General features: G+C 46.0%; 22 protein-coding genes. 21 read left to right on the forward strand and 1 reads right to left on the reverse strand.

Annotated elements, in window-relative coordinates:
• The first annotated feature begins 133 nt into the window (after positions 1–133).
• The 13 genes from aroC (at position 134) to GJB59_RS17965 (ending at position 11,100) form a co-directional block, all read left to right on the forward strand.
• The gene (gene aroC, locus GJB59_RS17905; RefSeq protein ID WP_142826455.1) at positions 134–1,306 is read left to right on the forward strand and encodes a chorismate synthase; all 1,173 of its coding nucleotides are present in this window, start codon (positions 134–136) and stop codon (positions 1,304–1,306) included.
• Between the two features lie 2 nt (positions 1,307–1,308).
• On the forward strand, positions 1,309–2,382 hold the full coding sequence (gene aroB / locus GJB59_RS17910; protein WP_142826454.1) for a 3-dehydroquinate synthase: 1,074 nt from the start codon (positions 1,309–1,311) through the stop codon (positions 2,380–2,382).
• Positions 2,382–2,765, forward strand: a complete 384-nt coding sequence (gene aroH / locus GJB59_RS17915; RefSeq protein WP_142826453.1) for a chorismate mutase — start codon at positions 2,382–2,384, stop codon at positions 2,763–2,765. The genes aroB and aroH overlap by 1 nt, the downstream gene beginning before the upstream one ends.
• Positions 2,762–3,850 (forward strand): prephenate dehydrogenase, encoded by a 1,089-nt coding sequence (locus GJB59_RS17920; protein ID WP_142826452.1) that lies wholly within the window; start codon positions 2,762–2,764, stop codon positions 3,848–3,850. Before aroH ends, GJB59_RS17920 begins: the two co-directional genes overlap by 4 nt.
• A 16-nt stretch (positions 3,851–3,866) precedes the next feature.
• Positions 3,867–5,150: a 3-phosphoshikimate 1-carboxyvinyltransferase gene (gene aroA, locus GJB59_RS17925; protein WP_142826451.1), complete on the forward strand. Its 1,284-nt coding sequence runs from the start codon at positions 3,867–3,869 to the stop codon at positions 5,148–5,150.
• Positions 5,151–5,236: 86 nt separating this feature from the next.
• Positions 5,237–6,490, forward strand: coding sequence for a tetratricopeptide repeat protein (locus tag GJB59_RS17930; protein WP_142826450.1), 1,254 nt, complete (start codon positions 5,237–5,239; stop codon positions 6,488–6,490).
• Between the two features lie 14 nt (positions 6,491–6,504).
• Complete coding sequence (locus GJB59_RS17935; protein WP_142826449.1) at positions 6,505–7,068, forward strand: ReoY family proteolytic degradation factor; 564 nt, start codon at positions 6,505–6,507, stop codon at positions 7,066–7,068.
• 5 nt (positions 7,069–7,073) lie between these two features.
• Entirely contained in the window at positions 7,074–7,526 is a 453-nt protein-coding gene (locus GJB59_RS17940; protein ID WP_142826448.1) for a YpiF family protein, read from the forward strand.
• 140 nt (positions 7,527–7,666) lie between these two features.
• Positions 7,667–8,170 (forward strand): Rieske (2Fe-2S) protein, encoded by a 504-nt coding sequence (locus GJB59_RS17945; RefSeq protein WP_142826447.1) that lies wholly within the window; start codon positions 7,667–7,669, stop codon positions 8,168–8,170.
• A 21-nt stretch (positions 8,171–8,191) separates the two neighbouring features.
• Positions 8,192–8,866, forward strand: coding sequence for a menaquinol-cytochrome c reductase cytochrome b subunit (gene qcrB, locus GJB59_RS17950; protein WP_142826446.1), 675 nt, complete (start codon positions 8,192–8,194; stop codon positions 8,864–8,866).
• Positions 8,867–8,904: 38 nt separating this feature from the next.
• Positions 8,905–9,687, forward strand: a complete 783-nt coding sequence (locus GJB59_RS17955; RefSeq protein ID WP_142826445.1) for a menaquinol-cytochrome c reductase cytochrome b/c subunit — start codon at positions 8,905–8,907, stop codon at positions 9,685–9,687.
• 62 nt (positions 9,688–9,749) lie between these two features.
• Positions 9,750–10,361: a lipoprotein heptaprenylglyceryl N-acetyltransferase LhaT gene (gene lhaT, locus GJB59_RS17960; protein ID WP_142826444.1), complete on the forward strand. Its 612-nt coding sequence runs from the start codon at positions 9,750–9,752 to the stop codon at positions 10,359–10,361.
• A 55-nt stretch (positions 10,362–10,416) separates the two neighbouring features.
• Entirely contained in the window at positions 10,417–11,100 is a 684-nt protein-coding gene (locus tag GJB59_RS17965) for a zinc metallopeptidase (protein WP_142826443.1), read from the forward strand.
• 53 nt (positions 11,101–11,153) lie between these two features.
• On the opposite strand, the gene GJB59_RS17970 is transcribed toward GJB59_RS17965, so the two are convergent.
• Positions 11,154–12,020, reverse strand: a complete 867-nt coding sequence (locus GJB59_RS17970; protein WP_142826442.1) for a YitT family protein — start codon at positions 12,018–12,020, stop codon at positions 11,154–11,156.
• 107 nt (positions 12,021–12,127) lie between these two features.
• On the opposite strand from GJB59_RS17970, the gene GJB59_RS17975 reads away from it, so the two are divergent.
• From GJB59_RS17975 to panD, 8 genes are all read left to right on the forward strand, one after another.
• On the forward strand, positions 12,128–12,466 hold the full coding sequence (locus GJB59_RS17975) for a nucleotide pyrophosphohydrolase (RefSeq protein ID WP_142826441.1): 339 nt from the start codon (positions 12,128–12,130) through the stop codon (positions 12,464–12,466).
• On the forward strand, positions 12,463–13,263 hold the full coding sequence (gene dapB, locus GJB59_RS17980; protein ID WP_142826440.1) for a 4-hydroxy-tetrahydrodipicolinate reductase: 801 nt from the start codon (positions 12,463–12,465) through the stop codon (positions 13,261–13,263). Before GJB59_RS17975 ends, dapB begins: the two co-directional genes overlap by 4 nt.
• Before the next feature lie 13 nt (positions 13,264–13,276).
• On the forward strand, positions 13,277–13,681 hold the full coding sequence (gene mgsA, locus GJB59_RS17985; protein ID WP_142826439.1) for a methylglyoxal synthase: 405 nt from the start codon (positions 13,277–13,279) through the stop codon (positions 13,679–13,681).
• A gap of 11 nt (positions 13,682–13,692) precedes the next feature.
• Positions 13,693–14,835 (forward strand): N-acetyl-alpha-D-glucosaminyl L-malate synthase BshA, encoded by a 1,143-nt coding sequence (gene bshA, locus GJB59_RS17990; protein ID WP_142826438.1) that lies wholly within the window; start codon positions 13,693–13,695, stop codon positions 14,833–14,835.
• Positions 14,832–15,965, forward strand: coding sequence for a CCA tRNA nucleotidyltransferase (locus GJB59_RS17995; protein WP_142826437.1), 1,134 nt, complete (start codon positions 14,832–14,834; stop codon positions 15,963–15,965). Before bshA ends, GJB59_RS17995 begins: the two co-directional genes overlap by 4 nt.
• A complete protein-coding gene (locus tag GJB59_RS18000; RefSeq protein ID WP_142826436.1) occupies positions 15,943–16,926 on the forward strand; it encodes a biotin--[acetyl-CoA-carboxylase] ligase in 984 nt (327 codons plus the stop codon). Before GJB59_RS17995 ends, GJB59_RS18000 begins: the two co-directional genes overlap by 23 nt.
• Positions 16,927–17,328: 402 nt before the next feature.
• Positions 17,329–18,177, forward strand: coding sequence for a pantoate--beta-alanine ligase (gene panC, locus GJB59_RS18005; protein ID WP_142826435.1), 849 nt, complete (start codon positions 17,329–17,331; stop codon positions 18,175–18,177).
• The gene (panD, locus tag GJB59_RS18010) at positions 18,170–18,553 is read left to right on the forward strand and encodes an aspartate 1-decarboxylase (RefSeq protein ID WP_142826434.1); all 384 of its coding nucleotides are present in this window, start codon (positions 18,170–18,172) and stop codon (positions 18,551–18,553) included. Before panC ends, panD begins: the two co-directional genes overlap by 8 nt.
• Positions 18,554–18,672 lie beyond the last annotated feature (119 nt).

Consider the following 18,672-nt stretch of genomic DNA (forward strand, 5'->3'; position numbering starts at 1 on the left):
AGAAACTTGGCAATATGATGTATTTTCAATTGATTGAAGTTTCACTTTAAGTGATTTTCTTATAGAATTGAAGAAATGCCTTATGGTATAGTGGTACATAAATACTTTAGCACGTTGAAGGGAGAAAGCGTAAATGCGTTATTTAACAGCAGGAGAATCACACGGTCCGCAATTGACTGCCATCATAGAGGGGTTGCCGGCGCAATTGCCTTTGACGGCAGAACTGGTCAATAAAGAGTTGAAAAGACGCCAAGGCGGACACGGCCGGGGAAGACGGATGCAGATCGAGAAAGATACAGTAGAAATTGTTTCCGGCGTTCGGCACGGCAAGACATTGGGTTCTCCTGTCGCTTTAGTCGTCACGAATGATGACTGGAAACACTGGACTTCTATTATGGGCATTGAGCCAATTGAAGATACAGAAGAAGTGAAACGCCAAATTTCGCGTCCTCGTCCCGGTCATGCAGACTTGAACGGCGGCATGAAATATGGACACCGGGATCTCAGAAACGTCTTAGAGCGGTCTTCAGCACGCGAAACGACGGTCCGAGTAGCGGTTGGCGCAGTAGCCAAGCAATTGCTTGCGGAACTGGGCATAAAGATTGTATCCCACGTGACTGAAATTGGCGGCATCAAAGTGAACCCTGAAAGCTATCTTGGAAAGTCGGCAGATGAAATCCGTGAAATCGTTGAGAACGATGCGGTTTATTGTGCAGATCCTTCCGTTACAAAGCAAATGACGGATTTGATCGACCAAACGAAGAAAAACGGAGATTCAATCGGCGGAACAGTAGAAGTCATCGTGGAAGGCATGCCGGCAGGAATCGGCAGCTATGTGCATTACGACCGGAAGTTGGACGCCAAATTGGCGGCTGCGATCATGAGCATCAATGCTTTTAAAGGTGTGGAATTCGGCTTAGGCTTCGAGATGGCCAGAAAACCCGGCAGTGAAGTCCATGATGAAATTCTTTGGGACGAAGAAAACGGCTATACACGAAAAACCAATAACCTCGGTGGATTTGAGGGTGGCATGACCACGGGAATGCCAATTATTGTAAGAGGCGTCATGAAGCCGATCCCGACTTTATACAAACCGCTTCAAAGTGTCGACATTGAAACAAAAGAACCTTTCCAGGCAAGCATCGAACGTTCTGACAGCTGTGCAGTACCGGCAGCTTCGATTGTAGCTGAGCATGTAGTGGCCTGGGAAGTGGCTAATGCGCTGCTGGATCAATTTGATGCAGATCAGATGCCGCGATTGGCCGATAACTTGAAAAACTATAAGAATTACACGAAGGAGTTTTAAGCATGAAGCAATTGCGGGTCGAAGCTGATCATCCTTATTCAGTTCATATCGGTGCTGGTGCATTCGAATTGCTTGCCGATTCTTACCGCTCCTTGCTGGATAAAGCGGACCGCATAGTAGTCATTGCAGACGAGCGGGTAGCGGAACTTCACTTACCGTATTTACTGGAATTTTTAGCAGACTGGGACATTCGTGTGTTGACTGTTCCTGCGGGGGAAAGTGCAAAATCAGTGGAAACTTATATGGCTTGCCACAGCTTTTTGCTATCTGAAAACTGTTCGCGAGATTCTTTATTGCTGGCTTTTGGCGGAGGCGCTACAGGAGATGTAGCAGGATTTGTCGCTTCGACTTTCATGCGTGGAATCCCATTTATTCAGCTCCCGACCACTATTTTAGCCCACGACAGTGCAGTCGGGGGCAAAACGGCGATCAATCATGAGCTGGGCAAGAATATGATCGGCACTTTTTACCAGCCTAAAGCTGTTTTATATGATAGCAAGCTATTAGGTACATTGCCGCCTGGAGAAGTACGTTCCGGAATGGCTGAAGTGATTAAACACGCCTTTATATCCAATGAAGAATGGCTCGAGGAACTGTTGGCCATCCGTGATTTCAACAAGATGACAGATGAGGATCTGAACCGCCATCTGGAAAAAGGCATTGCTGTAAAAGCGGCAATCGTTGAAGAAGATGAATTCGAAGGCGGTGTCCGCAAATACTTGAATTTCGGCCACACGTTAGCGCACGCACTGGAAGGCCATCTTGGCTATGGCAAAGTTACCCATGGAGAAGCGGTTGTGCTTGGTATGGCCTATGCACTGCTGTTATCGGACCATGACAAATTGGATAGATTTATCCAGTGGTCCAGTGCCAATGGCTACCCGCTCTATTTGCTGCGGGAAATTCAATTTGCAGATTTATTGCCTTATATGAAAAAAGATAAAAAATCTTCAAGAGGTGCGCTGAATTTCGTTTTGCTTGAACGGACGGGCATGCCGTTTGTTGAACAAGTACAAGAGCAGCGTGCAAATGCAGCATATGAAAAATTAGTGTTACAGATAGGAGACGTGATTTGATGATACGCGGAGTAAGAGGTGCAATTACAGTTTCTGCCGATCAGCCGGAAGAAGTTCTAAAGGAAACAACGCGGCTAGTGTTGGAAATGGCCAAAGAAAATAAAATTGAGCCAGACCAAGTCGCATCTGTCATAATCTCGACGACGACAGATATTTCATCAGCTTTTCCTGCAAAAGCCGTTCGGACCATTGAGGAGTGGACTTATGTTCCAGTAATGTGTACACATGAAATGGATGTGCCCGGCAGCATGCCGTTATGCATCCGTGTCATGATGCATGTCAATACCGAGCTTGGCCAGAAGGATATCCATCACGTTTACTTGAATGAAGCCACAAAACTGCGTCCGGACCTTACTGCTAAAAGCCAGGTGAGTTCGACGTGACAACACATATTTTAATAATCGGGTTGGGCTTGATTGGCGGCTCTTTAGCAAAAGCGCTTCAGCGCAATGATGATGTTCATGTGGCAGGCTATGATGCCGATCCATTAACTGCCAGGAAAGCTTTCAAGATGGGCATTATACATAGTTCCCCGCCATCGCTCGAACAGGCAGCATCTGAAGCGGATGTCATCGTTTTTGCCACACCGGTTGGGGCGACAATCAAATTGATGGAACAAAGTAAATATTGGAGCCTGAAAAAAGATGTCATCTTGACAGATACAGGCAGCACTAAATTGCAGATTATGGAAACGGCGAAAAATCTCAATCACTTGTTTATCGGAGGCCATCCAATGGCCGGTTCCCATAAAAGCGGAGTTGAGGCTGCAAAAGATGTCTTATTTGAGAACGCCTTTTATATTTTAACGCCTGGCGACAGCACGGATGAAAAACGTCTTCAGTTTTTGAAGGATTTGTTGGCTGTCACAAAAGCGAAAATTGAAGTTCTGCCAGCGGAAGAGCATGACCATATGACGGCCATCGTCAGCCATTTTCCTCATCTGATTGCGGCTTCACTCGTCCACCAACTTGACCAGGAAGATAAATTTCCTTTTGCTCGGCAATTGGCTGCAGGCGGTTTCCGCGATACGACACGCATTGCTTCGGCAAATCCGGAGATGTGGCGGGATATCACTACGCAGAACAATGCCATGATCGTCCAGCAACTCGGCAATTGGATGGAGCAGATGGATCAACTGAAGGATATGCTCGTGAAAAATGATCCAGAACCGATCCAGCAGTTCTTTTCGCACGCAAAAATGGTGCGCGACGAACTTCCCATTGCGGGACACGGCGCGATGTTTTCTGTTTTTGACCTGTATATTGATATACCGGATGTTCCAGGCAGCATTTCAGAACTGACGGGCTATTTGGCAGAAGAAGGGATCAGCATCGTCAACCTCCGGATCCTGGAAACGCGAGAAGATGTTTTTGGTATTCTCGTCATCAGTTTCCAAACAGCAGAAGACCGTGACCGTGCACAAAAATGCATCTCCGCACGGACAGTTTACGATTCGTATATTTCCTGAAAGGACGGATAAGCACATGGCATTATCGTTAACATACAATAAACCAAGCTTAAAAGGCAGCATTCAAGTGCCAGGGGACAAATCGATTTCCCATAGAGCCATTATGTTTGGATCTATGGCAACAGGTAAGACCACTGTGGAAGGTTTCTTAATGGGCGATGATTGTCTAAGCACCATTGCCTGCTTTAAGAAATTGGGCGTAAAAATCGAGATTTCAGATAAATTGGTGACCATTCAAAGCGAAGGCGAAGATTCCTGGAGTGAACCCTCAGAAGTGTTGGATACTGGCAATTCGGGGACAACGACACGCCTGATGCTTGGCTTACTCGCTGGAACAGGCTTTCATTCCGTATTGGCAGGCGATGAATCAATAGCCAAACGGCCAATGAAGCGCATCATCAATCCGCTTCGCGAAATGGGTGCGGATATTCGCGGGCGCATGGATGGACAATATACCCCTTTAGCAGTTCAGGGGACGGGGCTAAAAGCAATTGACTATACATTGCCGGTTGCCAGTGCCCAAGTGAAATCCGCGATTTTGTTGGCTGCGTTAAAAGCCGAAGGCAAAACGGTCATTCATGAGCCAATCGCTTCGCGCGACCATACGGAAATCATGCTGGAACATTTTGGGGCAACGATTGCACGGGAAGATCATTTGATCAAGCTTGAAGGCGGCCAAAAATTGACTGCTGCACATGTCCAGGTGCCTGGAGATATTTCGTCTGCTGCGTTTATGATCGGTGCTGCTTTGATAACGGAAGACAGCAAAGTGACATTGAAAAATGTTGGCATCAATCCCACTCGGACAGGCATTTTGGATGTGGTTGAACAAATGGGCGGTAGTATTGAAATAGAAGAGATCGACACGCAAGGAGAGCGATCGGCGGATTTGACTGTCACTTCGAGTGCTTTAAAAGGAATCGAAATCGGCGGAGACTTGATTCCAAGGCTGATCGATGAAATTCCTTTGATCGCTCTCATCGCGACACAAGCAAAAGGCACGACCGTGATTAAAGATGCTGAAGAGCTGCGGGTCAAGGAAACCGACCGCATTGCTGCAGTCGTCAAGGAATTGTCAAAAATGGGTGCAAACATCGAAGCGACAGAAGACGGCATGGTCATCCATGGCCCGACGCCTTTGACGGGGGCTGTAATGACTTCCTACGGCGATCACCGCCTTGGCATGATGGCGGCAATCGGCGCTTTGGCAGCCTCTGGGGAAATCGTGATTGACGATCCGGACTGCATCTCCATTTCTTATCCAAACTTCTTTGAACAACTGAATTTACTGACAAATTGACTCTCCTGATGGAGAGTTTTTTTATTATGATAATAAGAATCTTTCGTGTAGGATGAGAGTAAGAACGTGAAGGAAAAGGTGATAGGATGGCTAACTTACAAGAGATACAAAAAGCGGTGGAACAAGGAGATCCGAATCTCCTGAACACCTTATTGGACAGCTATTTGCTGCAGGGAGAACCCGATGAGCAGTATGGGTTGTCGGAATGGCTGGCAGAAATCGGCTTTGTGGAAGAAGCGATCAAAGTGCTGGAGCATCTGCAATATATTTTTCCGGAAGAAGCGCAGCTCATTATCGACCGAGCCAATTTGCTGATTGATGCCGACCGGGAAGATGATGCTTTGAATGCCTTGATGGAAGTGCCTAAAGACGATGAGTTATACGCACAGGCGCTTGTCACGCTGGCGGACTTGTTCCAGCTGCAGGGCTTGCTTGAAGCCGCTGAGAACCGCTTGAACGAAGCGATCGAGCTGATGCCAGATGAGCCGCTGCTGCAGCAGGCAAAAGCGGAATTGCTCTTGGATTCGGGCCGCTACCTGGAATCAGCGAAGATTTATCAGGAGCTTAAAGCTCAGCAAGTCGTCATCGAAGGCGTCAATATTTCAGAACGGCTTGCAGAGGTTTACAGTGCTGGAGCCGCGTACGAAGAAGCGTTGCCTTATTATGAGAAGGCCCTGGAAGATTCGGCTACGCCTGATGTCCTGTTTGGCGCAGCATTTGCCGCTTTTCAGACCCGACAATATGAAGGGGCCGTCCGCCGGTTGGATGAATTGATCCGGATCGATCCGGATTACTTTTCCGCCTATTTATTGAAGGCGCAAAGCCTGAACATGGCAGAAGATTATGAAGCTGCATATGGAGCGATTAGCGAAGGCATTGCCAGAGACGAGTTTGACAAGGAACTGTATCTGTTCGCCGGCAAACTGGCCATGAAACTTGGCAAGGCAGAGGAAGGCGTTGGCCACCTGCGCCAGGCAATCGCATTAGATCCGGAATACATGGAGGCAATCTACACGCTGGTATCGTATTTCCATGCACAGGAGCAAGATGCAGAAGTGCTTGAGCTTGCGGATATGGTAATTGAAAGCGGCGATGATTGGGCTGGCCTTTATCCGATGATCGCAGAAGCCTATGAACGCTCTGAAAACTACGAGCAAGCCACTGCTTATTATGAGAAAGCGCATCCTGCTTTTAAAGATGATTCCGCGTTCCTTAAAAAGTACGCCTTATTTTTAATCGAAGAAGGAAAAAGGGCAGCTGCCCTCGAAATTATAAAAGAGCTGCAGGCATTGGAACCGGAAAATCCAGAATGGTTCGACTGGCAGCAATCGTTTGAATGAAAGGAGGAAATTTCATGACCGCTTCAGTATCGATAGGTGAAAAAAAGCAATTCGTCCGTTGGTTTCTGCAATCGTACAAGATGAAAAGACGTGAATGCATTTGGATTCTTAATTATATGTTGAGCAACGAAGACCTGCTTGAAAAAACCCATTTTGTTGAAGAAGCGCATTATTGCCCGCGTGCCATGGTCATGTCCTCTACCGAATCGAAAGAAATACCGTTTCGATTTTACAAAGGGAATTTGATGACAGCAGATGCAGAAAAGTCGTTTCACGATTTGCGGCTGAATCCTGAAGATGATCTGTATGTTCAATTAAATTTCCCGAGCATTCCGCCGCCAGCCCTCTATTTATCAGTGTTGGAGGAAAACCCGTATATGCCAAAAAATGCATCAGTCAATGAGCAGGACCGTTTGATTGCCGAAAAAATCCTGGAAGAGAGCATGTCAACCTTTCAGGAAGAAACCATTTACAAACAAATCGACGAAGCTTTGGATGCCAATGATCGTGAGCGATTTTTCGAGCTGTCCGCGATGCTTCAGGCATTTAAAACTTTTAAGAAAACGGAGAGTGAGTAAGTTCTATGCATTTTATCGCTAAAGAAATAGATCAGTATTTAAACCAGCAGGACTATGTGGATACAGCAGTCGTTCCGCTGCTTCAACTGGATTTAAGCACCAATGGCATGAAGCCAAGCGCTGGAGCATCTGAATACTTGCAAACCTTAACTGCATTATTGGAAAAGCAATTCAAAGGGCGGATACTTTTGCTTCCGCCCGTTTCTTATGCCAAAATAGCAAATCGTCAGCGAATTGCGGATGAACTGTCGGAAGAACTTCAGCAGACAGGGTTCAAACACGTGTTTTATTTAACAACTGATGCGGAGTGGCGGACTATTGAAAGCCTGAAAAATGTTTTGTGGCTGCCTGCAATTCCGATCGAAGATATGGACCAATCGTTTAAAAAATCGGTCATGGAAGACCAGTTGAGACAGGTATTGCCGCTATTTATGAAAGAATGGTCACATCATTCATGAAATGTTCACAAACTCTGTGAATACGCTAATTGCGATATTGACCTAAAGATTTGATTGATATATCATTAGGTTGTCCTAGTAATTATATTTGAATGAGTATGTCCATTGGACTGACCTTGAATGTTAGAGGGGGGAAAAGGATGAGTAATAATCGTGTATCACGACGTCAATTTTTAGGCTACACATTAACAGGTGTAGGCGGCTTTATGGCAGCAGGAATGTTGATGCCAATGGTTCGTTTTGCGGTAGACCCGATACTTCAGCAACATGAAGGCGGAGATTTCGTTTTAACTGATCAAGCTGTAGCTGATATCACTGAAGAACCAGTACGTGTCGACTTTTCATTCGAACAAACGGATGCATGGTACGTATCTGAAGTGACGAATTCGGCTTGGGTGTATAAAGAAGGCGATAAGTTAATCGCGCTTTCACCTGTTTGCAAACATTTGGGATGTACAGTGAACTGGGCGGGAGATCCAGAACAACCGACACAATTCTTCTGTCCATGCCACGCTGGCCGTTATGAGAAAAACGGACAGAACATTCCAGGAACACCACCGCTTGGGCCATTGGATGAGTACGAAGTGCAAGAACAAGATGGCTTTGTTGCAATCGGTGCAGTAAGAGACAACACATTAGTTTAATAGTTAGGGGGTACGACACCAGTGCTAAACAAGTTATATGATTGGGTTGATGAGCGATTAGACATTACGCCTATCTGGCGTGATATTGCTGACCATGAAGTACCTGAGCACGTAAACCCCGCACACCACTTTTCAGCATTTGTTTATTGTTTTGGGGGACTTACATTTTTCATTACAGTGATTCAGATCTTATCCGGTATGTTCTTAACAATGTATTATGTACCAGATATTGAAAATGCTTGGCAGTCGGTTTATTATCTTCAAAACGAAGTCGCTTTTGGAGAGATTGTGCGTGGGATGCACCACTGGGGAGCTTCTCTTGTAGTTGTTATGATTTTCCTTCATACACTGCGGGTATTCTTTACAGGTTCTTATAAGAAACCTCGTGAGTTGAACTGGGTCGTTGGAGTACTATTATTCGGCGTTATCCTTGGCTTAAGTTTCACAGGCTACTTGCTTCCATGGGATATGAAAGCTCTATTTGCAACAAAAGTTGGTATTGAAATTGCAGCATCTGTACCTGTGATAGGGGAGACCATCAAAATTCTACTGGCTGGGGATTCAACAATTCTTGGTGCACAGACTTTGACTCGATTCTTCGCTATCCACGTCTTCTTCTTGCCTGCAGCTTTGCTTGGGTTGCTAGCTGCTCACTTTATCATGATCAGAAGACAAGGTATTTCAGGACCGCTATAATTTAGTCCGCAACACGGATTTATTAAGGAGGGAACACTATGCATCGCGGAAAAGGGATGAAATTTGTAGGGGATTCGCGTGTTCCAAGTATGGAATTCCGTAAGCCGAATGTTCCTAAAGATTACTCCGAATACCCTGGTAAAACAGAAGCATTCTGGCCAAACTTCCTTTTGAAAGAATGGATGATTGGTGCAGTCTTCTTGATCGGGTATTTGCTTTTGACTGTCGCTCATCCGTCGCCTCTTGAAGGCCAGGCAGATCCGACTGATACAGCTTATATTCCTTTGCCAGACTGGTATTTCTTGTTCTTATACCAATTACTGAAATACGAATTTGCTTCCGGGCCATTTAACGTCGTGGGTGCCATTATCATGCCAGGTCTTGCTTTTGGAGCACTTATGTTGGCTCCATTCCTAGACCGTGGACCGGAAAGACGTCCTTCGAAACGTCCATTGCCTACAGGATTCATGCTTCTCGCCATTGCTTCTATTATATTCCTTACATGGGAATCGGTAGCAAACCATGACTGGGAAGCTGCTGAAGCGCAAGGGGAAATCACAGAGGAAGTTGAAATTGATACAACTGATCCAGGATACGAAATTTACTCTGGAGCAGCATGTATCAGTTGCCACGGTGATAATCTCGAAGGGGCAGTTGGACCGTCACTTATTGGTACCGGCCTGTCACCTGAAGAAATCGCTGATATTGCTGTCAACGGCATCGAAGTTGATGGAGAGCAAACTATGCCACCATCATGGGACGGATCAGATGAAGATCTGCAAGTTCTAGCTGAATTTATTTCAGGACTTGAAGCTGAATAATAAAAGGTAGAAAAGAGCCGGGAAACCGGCTCTTTTTTTCTACACCTGAAAGGAAGAAAACGATGCAATCCTTCGCGATTAAAATTTCCGCCTGGCTGATGTATCGGCCATTTTTAATCCTATTGTTTTTTGTCAACTTAGGCGGGACAATTTATGGATACATATGGTATGGATGGCAGTTGGCAATAACGGAGCCGATCTTCTTAATCTTTGTCCCCGACAGCCCGACAGCAAGCCTTTTTTTCACGGTAGTCTTAGGATTATGGATTTTTGGTAAACAGAACCGCCTGTTTGAAGCCTTGGCATTTGTGACGCTGATCAAATATGGCTTATGGGCAGTTGTCATGAATTTGCTGACGCTTTGGGAAACGGGTTCAATAGGCTTAATAGGCTGGATGCTGATTGGATCTCATTTTGCTATGGCGCTTCAGGCAGTTCTCTATATTGAACATTATCGTTTTGGCTGGCTGGCTGTTGCCTTGACCGCCGTGTGGACTTTGCACAATGATGTAATCGATTATGTCTACGGACAGATGCCGATCTACAGTACATTGAGTGAATACAGCAGCCATATCGGCTACTTTACATTTTGGTTGTCGATTGCTTGTGTCAGTTTCGCCTTTTTTGTTGCTCATCTGAACCGATCGCAATCCGTTTTAGTTGACCATAGTTGACTAAGCCAAGTAAAATAAAGCTATAAAGCAAAAAGAAAGAGGTGTTGATTTACACATGGATTTCGGTGGCTATATCTTATATTTTATCCTTTTGCTGATCATCCCGATTTGGGCACAGTTTAAATTAAAACGAACATACAAAAAATATTCAAAAGTCCGCTCTACTTCTGGACATACTGGGGCACAAGTAGCTCGCATTATTTTAGATGCCAATAACCTTCAGGATGTTAAAATAGTAGAAAGCCGCGGTATGCTTAGCGATCACTACAATCCATTGACCAAAGTTGTGGCACTCAGCAGCCACAATTACCATGAAGCATCGGTCGCTGGGACCGCAGTAGCGGCTCACGAAGTCGGGCATGCGATTCAAGATGCCGAGGACTATTCGTTCTTGCGCCTTCGCCATCGCTTAGTGCCGATTGTCAACATTTCATCGAATATGTCATGGGTTTTCATCATGATCGGCTTTTTCTCCGCTTGGAGTGGAGCGCTATTGATCGGGATTATCCTTTTGGCAGCGGGTGTGGTTTTCCAATTAGTCACATTGCCGGTCGAGTTCAATGCTTCCAGCCGTGCTATGGACCAGTTGCTGTCACATAACATTATCCGAAATGAAGAAGAACGCCACGCGAAAAAAGTGCTGAGTGCAGCCGCAATGACCTATGTAGCAGCAACTGCAGTCGCAGTTTTGGAACTGGCACGTTTAATTCTCATTTACACAAGCATGAACCGTTCGTAAAAAAACGGCCCGATCAACGGGCCGTTTTTTTCTATGTTCATTTTTGCTTTGAATCAGCCAATGGGCCTTTTTTGTTCATCAAGGGTAAACCCTTCGCCCATCACATCATGGACTTCCATCAAGGAAACAAATGCATGGGGATCAACGGAGTTGATAATGTTCTTTAAACGGACAATCTCGTTTCTCGCGACGACACAGTAAAGAACTTCACGTTCTTCTTTTGTAAAATGGCCATAGCCGCGAAGAATCGTAATGCCCCGGTCCATCTCGACCGCAATCCGGCTGGCGATTTCTTCCTGGGAGTTTGAAATGATCAATGCGCCCCGTCCTGCATAAGCGCCTTCCTGAACAAAATCAATGACCCGGGCGCCGACAAAAACAGCAACCAATGTATACATCATCGAACGGTGATCGAGGAACGTCAGCCAGGAAAGCATGATGACGCCCGCATCGAACATGAACATGGTTTTCCCCATGCTCCAGCCGATGTATTTTTGCGCAAGGCGTGCAAGAATATCAACCCCTCCTGTAGTTCCACCAAAACGAAAGATAATGCCGAGGCCGACTCCGACAAAAACACCCGCAAACAAGGCTGCCAGGAAAAGGTCATCCTGCAAATTGATTTGAATTTCGTAAATTAGGAAAATCTTCAGAAATACGGAGACCGCAACTGTGCCAATTATGGTATAAAGAAACACTTTTCTGCCCAGCAGTTTCCAGCCAACGAAAAACAAAGGGATATTCAGCAACAGATTCATCAAAGCCGGGTCCCAATGGAAGATAAAGTACAAAATCAACGTAATTCCGGCAAATCCGCCTTCGCCCAATTCATTTTGGATGTTGAAATGGACAAAGCCGAAACTATAAATCGCTGCACCCAACAGAATAAAAAATATGTTTTTGATTTTCAGCTCTTTCAATTCAGCTAATCTCCTTTCGTGAATATAACCTTCTGTATTATCGTTTAATTACAGTATTTTGACAACATCATCAGTTTTCTTTACGATTGACTGAGGAGTGTGATGGCATGAACGGAGAAAAATCCATGAAACAATTACAGCAGGACGTTGACGACTATATTGGACAATTCAAAGAAGGTTATTTTCAGCCTATGGAAATGATGGCTCGCATGACCGAGGAGCTTGGGGAGCTTTCCAGAGAAGTGATGCATGAATACGGTCCTAAAAAAAAGAAAAGTTCGGAAGCTGAAAACAGCATTGAAGAAGAAATGGGCGATGTCCTGTTCGTCTTGATTTGCATGGCGAACTCGATGGACATTGATTTGGCAAATGCCCACGACCGGGTGATGGAAAAATTCAGCAGCAGGGACAAAGACCGTTGGACAAGAAAGGATGGAGACAAATGACAATTCGCGTAGCAATTGCAGGAGCAAGAGGGAAGATGGGCAAAGAAGCCGTACATACAATAATGAACAATCCGGAAATGGAACTGGTCTCAGTTCTGGATTATAAAGAAGTTGGAAAGACGTTAGCTGACACCAATTTATTTCCAGCTGACTTTACAGCGCCTATCTTTCTCGATCTGAAAGAACTCCATTCAAAAACCCAACCGGATGTGCTGGTTGATCTGACCACTCCGGAATTTGTCTATGACCATACAAAACAGGCTTTGGAATTGAAGATTCGTCCGGTCGTTGGAACGACCGGCTTTTCAGATGAACAGCTTGAAGAATTGACAGCTCTGTCAAGAAATTCGAAAATCGGCTGCATCATTGCACCGAATTTTGCGGTTGGTGCTGTATTGATGATGAAGTTTGCCGAGCAGGCAGCCAAGTATTTGCCGGATATTGAAATCATTGAAATGCACCATGATCAAAAGTTGGATGCTCCATCCGGAACTGCAATGAAGACAGCTCATTTAATTTCGCAGGAGCGGCCGATTCATGAACAAGGGCATGTCCGTGAAAAGGAAACCATTCCCGGTGCAAGGGGTGCCAACTATGATGGGATGCGCATCCACAGTGTCCGTTTGCCCGGGCTCGTAGCCCATCAGCAGGTTTTGCTCGGAGGAGATGGCCAGCTGCTGACGCTGCGCCATGATTCATTTAACCGCGGTTCCTTTATGTCCGGCGTAGTATTATCCATTAAAACCGTTATGGAAAAAGAAGAACTAATTTATGGTTTGGAACATATAATCGTTTAAAGGGGAAGATATTATGAAAATCGCTTTGATTGCCCATGATCGAAAAAAAGACGACCTGATCCAATTTGTCACAGCTTATCAGCCGATACTAGCTCAGCATACGCTATATGCTACTGGAACAACTGGACAACGGGTTATTGATGGAACCGGATTGCCGGTCATCCGCTTCCAATCCGGCCCTCTTGGAGGCGATCAGCAAATTGGTGCGATGATCGCACAGAACCAGATGGATATGGTCATCTTTTTCCGGGATCCTTTGACTGCTCAGCCGCATGAGCCTGATGTGACCGCGTTGATTCGTTTGTGCGATGTTTACGGCATACCGCTGGCTACCAATATGGGAACCGCTGAAGTTCTTCTGAAGGGCTTGGAAGAGGGCTTTGTCGACTGGCGTTTGATCGGAGAACGAAGAGGATAGGAGAGAACATTGTGCGGAAAATGAAAATTGGCATCACCTGCTATCCAACAGTTGGAGGGTCGGGTGTTATTGCCACAGAACTTGGGAAAATGCTGGCGGAAAAAGGGCATGAAGTGCATTTTATCACGTCAAGCACCCCTTTTCGTTTAAATAAAACCTATGCCAATATTTTCAGCCATCAGGTGGAAGTCAATACGTATTCGGTTTTTCAGTATGCGCCATATGATATTGCCCTGGCTACAAAAATTGCAGAAGTGATCAAAAACGAAGAATTGGATTTAATGCATGTCCATTATGCGATACCGCATGCCGTTTGCGCTATTCTCGGACGCGACATGGCAGGCTCCAATATCGGCATCGTGACAACCTTGCACGGGACTGATATCACTGTTTTAGGGTCTGATTCTTCATTAAAAGAAGCGATCCGCTACGGCATTGAAAAATCGGATATTGTCACTGCGGTTTCAGATTCATTGAGGGACCAGACCTATGATTTGATCAAACCTGATAAAACCATCGAAACCGTTTATAACTTTGTTGATGAAAGAGAATATTTCCAAAAGGATTCTGCGGAGTTAAAAACAGAGTTAGGTATTGATGCCGATGAAAAAGTGATGATCCACGTATCGAATTTCAGGAACGTCAAACGTGTGCAGGATGTTGTAGAGACGTTTGCATTGGCTCATAAACAGCTCCCCTGCAAGTTATTATTGGTGGGGGACGGACCTGAAATGGGACGGATCATCCAGCAAGTACGGGATCTCGGACTGAATGACCATGTACTGTTTCTGGGCAAGCGTGACGGCGTTGCCGAGTTTTATAACATCAGTGACATCAAGCTCCTGTTGTCTGAAAAAGAAGCATTTGGCCTGGTATTGCTGGAAGCCATGGCATGCGGGGTTCCGGTAATTGGCGCAAACATCGGCGGGATGCCCGAAATTATCGAGCCTGGTGTCAACGGATATCTGGTTGAGTTGGGCGACACGCAGCAGGCTGCCAAGAACGCGGTCGCCATGCTAAGCGATCGAGTATTGCTGCAAAATTTGCGGCAAGGAGCATTAAAGACGGTATCTGAACGTTTTCATTCCTCTAAAATATTGGAACAATACGAGAGATTATACGAACAATTGCTGACAAGGAATGAAGAAAAATGAAAACGGCCATCAAAGTGATTGAAACGTTAAAAGAGGCGGGCTTTCAGGCTTATATGGTAGGTGGAGCGGTGCGCGATTTTCTATTGGGCAAAATACCCCAAGATGTTGATGTCGCCTCCTCAGCCTCACCTCATCAGGTTAAAGCCCTTTTTAAACGTACGGTCGATACGGGAATTGAACACGGGACCGTGCTGGTGCTATTGGATGGTGAAGGAATTGAAGTGACAACGTTTCGGACGGATGGAAGCTATTCCGACAACCGCCGGCCCGATTCGGTCGAGTTTGTTCAATCGCTTGAAGAAGATTTAAAGCGTCGAGATTTCACCATCAACGCGATGGCGATGACTGAACAATTGGATATTATCGATCCATTCGGCGGAAAAGACGATCTTAAAAAGCAAATTATTCGTGCAGCCGGGGATCCGAACCAGCGTTTTCAAGAAGACGCACTGCGTATGCTGAGAGCGGTGCGGTTTTCCGGCCAGCTGAATTTTATGATTGAAGAAAATACCGTCCACTCGATTCAGCGCCATGCACCGCTGATCCATACTATTGCTGTCGAACGGCTAAAGGCGGAGCTGGATAAGATATTTGCCAATCCGAATACCCAAAAAAGCATGGCATACTTAAAGGCTAGCAGTCTGACTGCTTTCCTGCCGGCAGGCCACCTTTTCGAAACCGACTGGAAGCTTTACCACCCAACCGGAAAATCCGTCTACGGCTGGTTCTATTTGCTGCATAAGCAAAACCAGCCGTTTTCAGAAGTTAGGGATTACCGGTTTTCCAATGAAGAAAAGCGGCTCATAGAAAAGAGTCTGGAATTAGCAAAGCTTGAATTCTGGGATCAATGGACATTTTATCAATATTCGATCGACCAATTGGAGATGGCTTCGCGTGCAACGGGCAAAAAGCTGGATCCTTCAGCAGCCAAAAAGCGGTTGCCTATTCATTCGAAGTCCGATCTTGCAGCAAGCGGCCTGGATTTGATGCGGTGGAGCGGGGATCGTTCGGGTCCGTGGCTCAAGACCTGGCTCGAAAAGTTGGAAAAAAAGGTTGTTTACGGAGAATTAGAGAACGACAAAGAACTCATAAAGGACTGGTTTCTCCATGAATATCACCGTCACACATAAGTTGGCAAAACGATTGATCGAGGCGAATGGCGAAGCCGTGTCTGGCCAGCATTTGGCAGATGAGTTTGGCATTTCCAGAACCGCTATTTGGAAACACATCAAAGAGCTTGAGGAAAAGGGTTACACCATTGAATCAGTCAAGAAAAAAGGCTACCGCATTGTTTCAGTTCCGGATACGTTAGAACCGCTGGCAATTCAAACGGGATTGAAGACCAAACGGATCGGCCAGAAAATCGACTATATTGAAAGCTGCCCCTCGACTCAAATTATTGCGCATCAGCTGGCACAGGAAGGCACTCCAGATGGTACAGTGGTGCTGACAGAGGCACAGACAGCAGGACGCGGCAGAATGGCCAGGAAATGGGATTCGGCAGCCGGAAAAGGCGTCTGGATGAGCATTATCCTGCGGCCGGATGTGGTGCCTCAAAAAGCACCGCAGTTTACACTGGTTACAGCCGTAGCGGTCGTCAGAGCGATAGAAGAAGTGACCAAGCTGCAGCCGAAAATCAAATGGCCAAATGACATTTTGCTGAATGGCAAAAAATGCACCGGCATTTTGACAGAACTGCAGTCAGACGCTGACGGCATACAGGCGTTGATCATCGGCATTGGGTTGAATATCAATCAGGAGAAAGAGGATTTTGACCCGGAAGTGCAAGGCATTGCGACTTCACTTAAGATGGAAAGCGGAGAAATGGTAAGCCGCCAAAAAATCGTCCAATCTTTGCTGTACTATATGGAGATTTATACTCAGATGTATATCGAAGAAGGCTTCGGCATGCTGAAAATCTTGTGGGAAAGCTATTCAACGACCATTGGCCATCCGGTTCGCGCGAGAATGACGAACCAGACGCTCGAAGGCATTGCGGAAGGAATTACCGATGACGGCGTCCTGCAATTGCGGACAGCGGACGGCAAGCTTCATGGCATCTATTCAGCAGACATTGAAATGGCGGACTAGATGGGGTTCGTTCTGAACATACTGTGTTGGACATTCCGCAATCCAGCTCCGCCTTCCTGCGGAGCAGTGGAGCGACATCTATGAGTCCCCGCAGGATCTTGCGACGAGGAGGCTCAGCGATTCGTCCGCCTGAAGTGCTTTATTCGTACCGCCATTCACATAACTGCCAAGCACAGAATATGTTTTTTTCTGGATTTCTGTTATAGTATTTTTAACGGGCGGTATCGCTTTTGAACTGCACCGAACAACCGCAATACACTCAAAATTCATAGCAACCAGATCTGCCTTGATCACTTACACGACAGGGACGGAGGAAACCAAACGCACATTTACTGTCCTTCTGTCTTTTTTTCGGCGGAAGGGCTTTTTATATGGTTTTCTTCCCGAGAGGAGAGAAAAGAATTGTTGATTTTACAGACGGTGGACGAACTGAAAGGATGGGTTCAGGAAGCCAAAAGAGAAGGACACACCATCGGCCTGGTGCCGACGATGGGCTTTTTGCACGAAGGGCATTTGTCGTTGGTTGAAAAAGCCAAGGCGGAAAATGATAAAGTGGTCATGAGTATTTTCGTCAACCCGGCTCAATTCGGGCCGAACGAAGATTTCGACCGCTATCCGAGAAATCTTGAGCGCGATCAGCAACTGGCTAAAGGAGCAGGGACGGATGTTATTTTTGCGCCAGGCGTGGAAGAAATGTATCCGCGTGAAAGCCAAATCAAAATTAGTGCGGGTGCTCAGGCTGAAGTTCTTTGCGGCGCGAAGAGACCCGGCCATTTTGACGGAGTCCTGAAAGTAGTCGCCAAGCTGTTCCATTTAGCTGAGGCGGACTTGGCGTATTTTGGCCAGAAGGATGCACAGCAGCTTGCAATCATCGAATCCTTAGTTGCAGACTTTAACTTCCCGATGGAGATCCGCAGAGGTGAAACGGTGCGGGAAGAGGATGGGCTGGCGAAAAGTTCACGCAATGTTTATTTAAGTTCAGCTGAGCGGAATGAGGCGCCTCATTTGAAAAAAGCACTGGAAATGGGCAGAGCTTTAGTTTTGCAAGGGCAGGATCCAATTGAACCCATGACCCAGTACTTAAGTGAACACACATCCGGGAAAGTCGATTATATCGAGCTGTTGGATTACCCGACACTGACTGCTGTTATCCAAAACGATGCCATCCTGGCACTTGCTGTACAATTTGAAAAAGCACGTTTGATCGATAATATTATTTTTCAACCAAAAGGGGAACTCGACCATGCTTAGAATGATGCTCAATTCAAAAATCCACCGTGCAACGGTGACAGAAGCCGATTTGAACTATGTGGGAAGCATTACCATCGATCAGGATCTGCTTGATGCTGTCGGAATGCTGGCCAATGAAAAAGTGCATATCGTCAATAATAACAACGGTGCCCGTTTCGAAACGTATATTATTGCAGGAGAACGCGGCAGCGGAGTCATCTGCGTAAACGGAGCGGCAGCACGTCTGGTTCAGCGTGGGGATATTGTCATCATCCTGTCATATGCTTATGTTATGAATGAAAATGCACGTGACCACAAGCCGACGGTAGCCATCATGGATGCCAACAACCAGATCAAAGAAATCATCCATTACGAACCTGAAGCGACCGTTATGTAACAGAGCAGCCTCCGATATTTTTCGGAGCTGTTTTTCTTTTGTCTGAAGAAACTGGAAGAAGATTGAATTTTCATCCTGAAAGCGGAAAACGGCAGGATATGTTACAATTTTTTTAGGCA

It is taken from the genome of Planococcus soli (assembly GCF_016881065.1).
Lineage (GTDB): Bacteria > Bacillota > Bacilli > Bacillales_A > Planococcaceae > Planococcus > Planococcus soli.

Excerpts from the sequence above, each read along its gene's own strand:
- aroC (WP_142826455.1), top strand. The coding sequence starts at position 134 with ATGCGTTATTTAACAGCAGGAGAATCACACGGTCCGCAATTGACTGCC.
- aroB (WP_142826454.1), top strand. The coding sequence starts at position 1,309 with ATGAAGCAATTGCGGGTCGAAGCTGATCATCCTTATTCAGTTCATATC.
- aroH (WP_142826453.1), top strand. The coding sequence starts at position 2,382 with ATGATACGCGGAGTAAGAGGTGCAATTACAGTTTCTGCCGATCAGCCG.
- aroA (WP_142826451.1), top strand. The coding sequence starts at position 3,867 with ATGGCATTATCGTTAACATACAATAAACCAAGCTTAAAAGGCAGCATT.
- GJB59_RS17930 (WP_142826450.1), top strand. The coding sequence starts at position 5,237 with ATGGCTAACTTACAAGAGATACAAAAAGCGGTGGAACAAGGAGATCCG.
- GJB59_RS17935 (WP_142826449.1), top strand. The coding sequence starts at position 6,505 with ATGACCGCTTCAGTATCGATAGGTGAAAAAAAGCAATTCGTCCGTTGG.
- GJB59_RS17940 (WP_142826448.1), top strand. The coding sequence starts at position 7,074 with ATGCATTTTATCGCTAAAGAAATAGATCAGTATTTAAACCAGCAGGAC.
- GJB59_RS17945 (WP_142826447.1), top strand. The coding sequence starts at position 7,667 with ATGAGTAATAATCGTGTATCACGACGTCAATTTTTAGGCTACACATTA.
- GJB59_RS17955 (WP_142826445.1), top strand. The coding sequence starts at position 8,905 with ATGCATCGCGGAAAAGGGATGAAATTTGTAGGGGATTCGCGTGTTCCA.
- lhaT (WP_142826444.1), top strand. The coding sequence starts at position 9,750 with ATGCAATCCTTCGCGATTAAAATTTCCGCCTGGCTGATGTATCGGCCA.
- GJB59_RS17965 (WP_142826443.1), top strand. The coding sequence starts at position 10,417 with ATGGATTTCGGTGGCTATATCTTATATTTTATCCTTTTGCTGATCATC.
- GJB59_RS17975 (WP_142826441.1), top strand. The coding sequence starts at position 12,128 with ATGAACGGAGAAAAATCCATGAAACAATTACAGCAGGACGTTGACGAC.
- dapB (WP_142826440.1), top strand. The coding sequence starts at position 12,463 with ATGACAATTCGCGTAGCAATTGCAGGAGCAAGAGGGAAGATGGGCAAA.
- mgsA (WP_142826439.1), top strand. The coding sequence starts at position 13,277 with ATGAAAATCGCTTTGATTGCCCATGATCGAAAAAAAGACGACCTGATC.
- GJB59_RS17995 (WP_142826437.1), top strand. The coding sequence starts at position 14,832 with ATGAAAACGGCCATCAAAGTGATTGAAACGTTAAAAGAGGCGGGCTTT.
- GJB59_RS18000 (WP_142826436.1), top strand. The coding sequence starts at position 15,943 with ATGAATATCACCGTCACACATAAGTTGGCAAAACGATTGATCGAGGCG.
- panD (WP_142826434.1), top strand. The coding sequence starts at position 18,170 with ATGCTTAGAATGATGCTCAATTCAAAAATCCACCGTGCAACGGTGACA.